Origin of the sequence: Pseudanabaena sp. lw0831 (assembly GCF_016584665.1) — a bacterium.
Taxonomy (GTDB): domain Bacteria; phylum Cyanobacteriota; class Cyanobacteriia; order Pseudanabaenales; family Pseudanabaenaceae; genus Pseudanabaena.
The window spans coordinates 1-3,558 of sequence record NZ_BBJB01000025.1 but is presented as its reverse complement, the minus strand read 5'-3'; the positions used below and the strand labels follow the sequence as shown (position 1 = coordinate 3,558).

Annotated in this window: 7 protein-coding genes and 1 pseudogene; 5 read left to right on the top strand and 3 right to left on the bottom strand. The window is 40.5% G+C overall.

Features of this window, described 5'->3' with window-relative positions; translation table 11 throughout:
- Both APA_RS05425 and APA_RS05420 read left to right on the top strand, forming a co-directional pair.
- Positions 1–246: cobaltochelatase subunit CobN (locus tag APA_RS05425; protein ID WP_201321294.1), on the top strand; the 246-nt coding region annotated here is incomplete at its 5' end.
- Between the two features lie 86 nt (positions 247–332).
- Positions 333–632: a hypothetical protein gene (locus APA_RS05420; protein ID WP_236579416.1), complete on the top strand. Its 300-nt coding sequence runs from the start codon at positions 333–335 to the stop codon at positions 630–632.
- Between the two features lie 248 nt (positions 633–880).
- Here APA_RS05420 and APA_RS05415 read toward each other — a convergent pair whose 3' ends face one another.
- Entirely contained in the window at positions 881–1,819 is a 939-nt protein-coding gene (locus tag APA_RS05415) for a hypothetical protein (RefSeq protein WP_201321292.1), read from the bottom strand.
- 185 nt (positions 1,820–2,004) lie between these two features.
- Here APA_RS05415 and APA_RS05410 point away from each other — a divergent pair, with 185 nt between their 5' ends.
- Positions 2,005–2,148, top strand: coding sequence for a hypothetical protein (locus APA_RS05410; protein WP_201321291.1), 144 nt, complete (start codon positions 2,005–2,007; stop codon positions 2,146–2,148).
- A gap of 90 nt (positions 2,149–2,238) precedes the next feature.
- On the opposite strand, the gene APA_RS05405 is transcribed toward APA_RS05410, so the two are convergent.
- Both APA_RS05405 and APA_RS05400 read right to left on the bottom strand, forming a co-directional pair.
- Positions 2,239–2,562, bottom strand: coding sequence for a type II toxin-antitoxin system PemK/MazF family toxin (locus tag APA_RS05405; RefSeq protein ID WP_201320517.1), 324 nt, complete (start codon positions 2,560–2,562; stop codon positions 2,239–2,241).
- The gene (locus APA_RS05400; RefSeq protein WP_201320483.1) at positions 2,552–2,728 is read right to left on the bottom strand and encodes a hypothetical protein; all 177 of its coding nucleotides are present in this window, start codon (positions 2,726–2,728) and stop codon (positions 2,552–2,554) included. Before APA_RS05400 ends, APA_RS05405 begins: the two co-directional genes overlap by 11 nt.
- Positions 2,729–2,939: 211 nt before the next feature.
- Here APA_RS05400 and APA_RS05395 point away from each other — a divergent pair, with 211 nt between their 5' ends.
- Positions 2,940–3,146 carry a prevent-host-death protein gene (locus APA_RS05395; RefSeq protein ID WP_201320484.1) on the top strand — a complete coding sequence of 69 codons (207 nt, stop codon included), beginning with the start codon at positions 2,940–2,942 and terminating at the stop codon, positions 3,144–3,146.
- Positions 3,103–3,384: pseudogene (locus tag APA_RS25685) on the top strand (Txe/YoeB family addiction module toxin). Before APA_RS05395 ends, APA_RS25685 begins: the two are co-directional and overlap by 44 nt.
- Positions 3,385–3,558: the final 174 nt, after the last annotated feature.

Below are 3,558 nucleotides of genomic sequence, written 5' to 3'. Positions count from 1 at the left end.
ATGGGCTGGTCGGCAACGGCTGGAGCAGTGGACAACTGGGTTTACGAAGATGTCAATGATGTCTATGTGAATGATAAAGAGATGTGCGATCGGCTCAAAAATCTCAACCCCAATTCGTTCCGTAAGATTGTTGGTACTCTCTTGGAAGTCAATGGTCGCGGCTATTGGGAAACCAGTGAAGAGAATTTGGATAGATTGCGTGAGCTATATCAAGAACTCGAAGACCGCATTGAAGGTGTAGAGTAAAATAAAAAAGGCGGCGCGATGCGCCGCCTTTTTTTATAGGAAAAATTACCGTTGGTATAATGTTAAATGAGTTATGTGTATATGCCATGAATACATTAGACAAATTAGAGCTACTTAATGCAAATTGCAGCGATCGCAATGAGTTAGATCGGATTCTGAGTCAATTACTGAGTGTAATGTTAAATCGTCATCGGCAGAAATTGGCTGTTTATGACTGTGATATTAGCAAGTTTGAACAGAACTATAGGCTTGATTCTCATCAGTTTCAAGAACAATTTGAATCAGGAGTATTAGGGGATGAGATGGATCTGTTTGAGTGGTTTAGTTTATGTGAGTTGCGAAAGGATCTCTTGGTTAAGATTAGCAAGCTAGAGCAAGCATTGTGATGATTGCCGAAGATTATCTAGCTTTAATAAAGTCATTAATCGCTCTTTGCCCAGCAGTGAAAAGTTTGGCTCTATAGGTGTTTCGGGGAGATCAAACATAATAAACGGCTCAATGCTTTTAATGACGAGTGTTTCAGCTATCAAAGACCTCCGAGGCTAAAACTATTGCACATCAAGCATTTCAGCCATTTAAGCTAAAGCACCTCCCCGAAACGCCTATTGAGCCAATTTCTATTGTGTGATTTGAGTTAAACATCCGATCTCACTGGCATTAATACAATGATCTTGCTATCTATTCCTTTGACTAGTGACTCAACTATCTCCATCTCACTTGGAGAGTCTGGAAAGAATAAAACGATACCATTTTTTATTCCACCAATAAGCAGATAGTTTTCAACTTGTGAAACTGCATTTAAGTAGTCTCGGCGTGCAAACCTTCGGCTAAGCTTGACTTCAATTATAACTCTTTCATCACCATACGCAACTAATAAATCTGCACGCACTTTATCAAGTTTGACTTCCGTTTGTACATCTAAATCTGGAGCGGTTGAAGAAAGGAAACCGTGAAGAGATCCTATGAAATGAACTTCATACATAGAAGTGGCTGGAGGCTGATGAATCGAGCAGAACCGTGTTAAAAGCTCTGTTAATCGAACAAGCAAGTCAGCGTTCATTGATTCCGACAAACTTGCTGCTAATGTAGTTTTCTGTTCCTCAGCCTCAGATTGAGATTGTTTAAATGCAAGTCGCTCGGCAATCTGATCGAGGAGTAAACAAGCGAAAGCTGAAACTGAAATAATTGCTAGGAATGCTTCACTTTCATCAAAACCTAATTTATAGTCATGCGTCGATGGATTTCTCCATTCTGTTCGATATGTCGTAAACTGGCTCAAGACTCGACTACGAAATATATTGTTATGCTCAAGATAGTTTTCTATATCAAACGGTCGTTTCTTAGCTGGATCTTGCTCTGCAAGTACGCGGTAAGCCTCTTTAATGCTGCCTTCAAAAGCCTGATTTGTTCTATAGATAGCGTCAGTAAAAGCAGTATGATCATCATTCTCTCTCCCTCGCGATAGATGACTAAAGGCAGTCTCAATATGTAAAAGAACCGCTTGTAATCCAAGAAGATAATCGCCATCTTCTAAAATATCAATCTTTTTTCTGAGTGTGTCAACAAGATCCATTTATTGTAATTTAACAAAGTCTTGTAATACAACTTTGTAAGAATAAGTTATTCTAAATCATACACTGAAGTCTAACTTGATCGTATTAGAAATTTATAGCGCAAATAACCTTGATATTTATGGAGACAATGGTAATGCGCGATCCCTGTTTGATTTGATGGAATAGGCGATCAGTTTTGTGGGTGATGAGGGGCAATCGCTGTTTGATGTTGGGAGAAATCGGCGATCGGGTTTTATGGGTGGTGTTGGGGCGATCGCTGTTTGATTGGGAAATAGGCGATCGGGTTTTGTGGGTGGTGAGGGGCGATCGCTGTTTGATTGGGAAATAGGCGATCGGGTTTTGGGTGGTGAGGGGCGATCGCTGTTTGATTTGAGGAATAGGCGATCTGGTTTGCGGGTAGTGAGGGGCGATCTCTGTCTTACAAACTTAAATCCAATGCAAAAATAATCGCTTGCTTGATTTGTAACATCACATCACTTGGCAACTCTCCCAATTTGCGTTCTAACCTTGCAGTAGGAATAGAAGCAATACCCTGAACATTAGCTATGGATGATTGATTGAGAAACTTCAAGTTAGGAAGTACGACCTCATACTCACTATTTCTATACTGAGTCGTCAGAGGAACATAAATCACTAAAACTCTTGGAGGATTTGCATCATAACGAGAAACAATGACAACAGGACGAGTCTTCGCAGCTATGCCTAAATCCGCTAACCAAACTTCACCCTGCTTAATATTGATCCAGCAAATCCAATACCTCTTGTTCCACAGAACGCGATCGCAAAATATCTAAAGCATCTCGATCAGCTAAATCAATTATTTCCAAGATGAACTGTCTCACCAATTTAGCAACATCTGGTTGCCATCTGGCTAATTTTACATTTAATGTTTGCGCTAAAGTATCCATTTTTACCTTTGCTTAAAGCATCAACCTAATTCAGATTAACATATTTACTGAGAGGTGGTCGCTATTTTGATATTGGGGAAATAGGCGATCTGGCTTTGTGGGTGGTGAAGAGGCGATCTCTGTTTGATGTGGGAAATAGGCGATCGGGTTTGGGGTTGTGAGGGGCGATCAGTTATAATTATGATTAATCAAGTAAGTTATATTGACTGCTATGACTAACGCATTACAATACATCTGTGATTCAGAAGGGCAAACAGTTTCTGTAGTTGTCCCCGTTGCCTTTTGGCAAGAACTAATGGCAGAAAGAGAAACCGACTATTTACTCAGTAGTTCAGCCATGAAAGAAAGACTGCTTGCAGCCAGAAAACGTCAAGATGGAATCTCTTTGGAATCAGCCTGTGAAAAACTTGGAATTTGATGCAGATTCTTTTGAGGACTTAGCTTGGTGGGTTGAAAATGATCGTAAAAAAGCTTTAAAAATCATCAAACTGATTCGTGAAGTCTAACGTAATCCATTTGAAGGCACAGGACAACCTGAAGCACTAAAACATGATCTATCTGGCTGTTGGTCACGGCGGATTAATCAAGAACATCGTCTAGTTTATGAAGTTTTAGACGATAAAATCAGAATTCTCGCCTGCCGCTTTCACTACTAAATTATTGTTGGTTGATGTGGGAAATAGGCGATCGGATTTATGGGGGATGAGGGGCGATCGCCGTTTGATGTTGGGAAATAGGCGATCGGGTTTGTGGGTGATGAGGGTGCGATCACAGTTTGATATTGATATTTAGGCGATCGGGTTTTATGGGTGGTGAGAGGGGCGATCGCT

Excerpts from the sequence above, each read along its gene's own strand:
- APA_RS05420 (WP_236579416.1), top strand. The coding sequence starts at position 333 with ATGAATACATTAGACAAATTAGAGCTACTTAATGCAAATTGCAGCGAT.
- APA_RS05415 (WP_201321292.1), bottom strand. The coding sequence starts at position 1,819 with ATGGATCTTGTTGACACACTCAGAAAAAAGATTGATATTTTAGAAGAT.
- APA_RS05410 (WP_201321291.1), top strand. The coding sequence starts at position 2,005 with ATGAGGGGCAATCGCTGTTTGATGTTGGGAGAAATCGGCGATCGGGTT.
- APA_RS05400 (WP_201320483.1), bottom strand. The coding sequence starts at position 2,728 with ATGGATACTTTAGCGCAAACATTAAATGTAAAATTAGCCAGATGGCAA.
- APA_RS05395 (WP_201320484.1), top strand. The coding sequence starts at position 2,940 with ATGACTAACGCATTACAATACATCTGTGATTCAGAAGGGCAAACAGTT.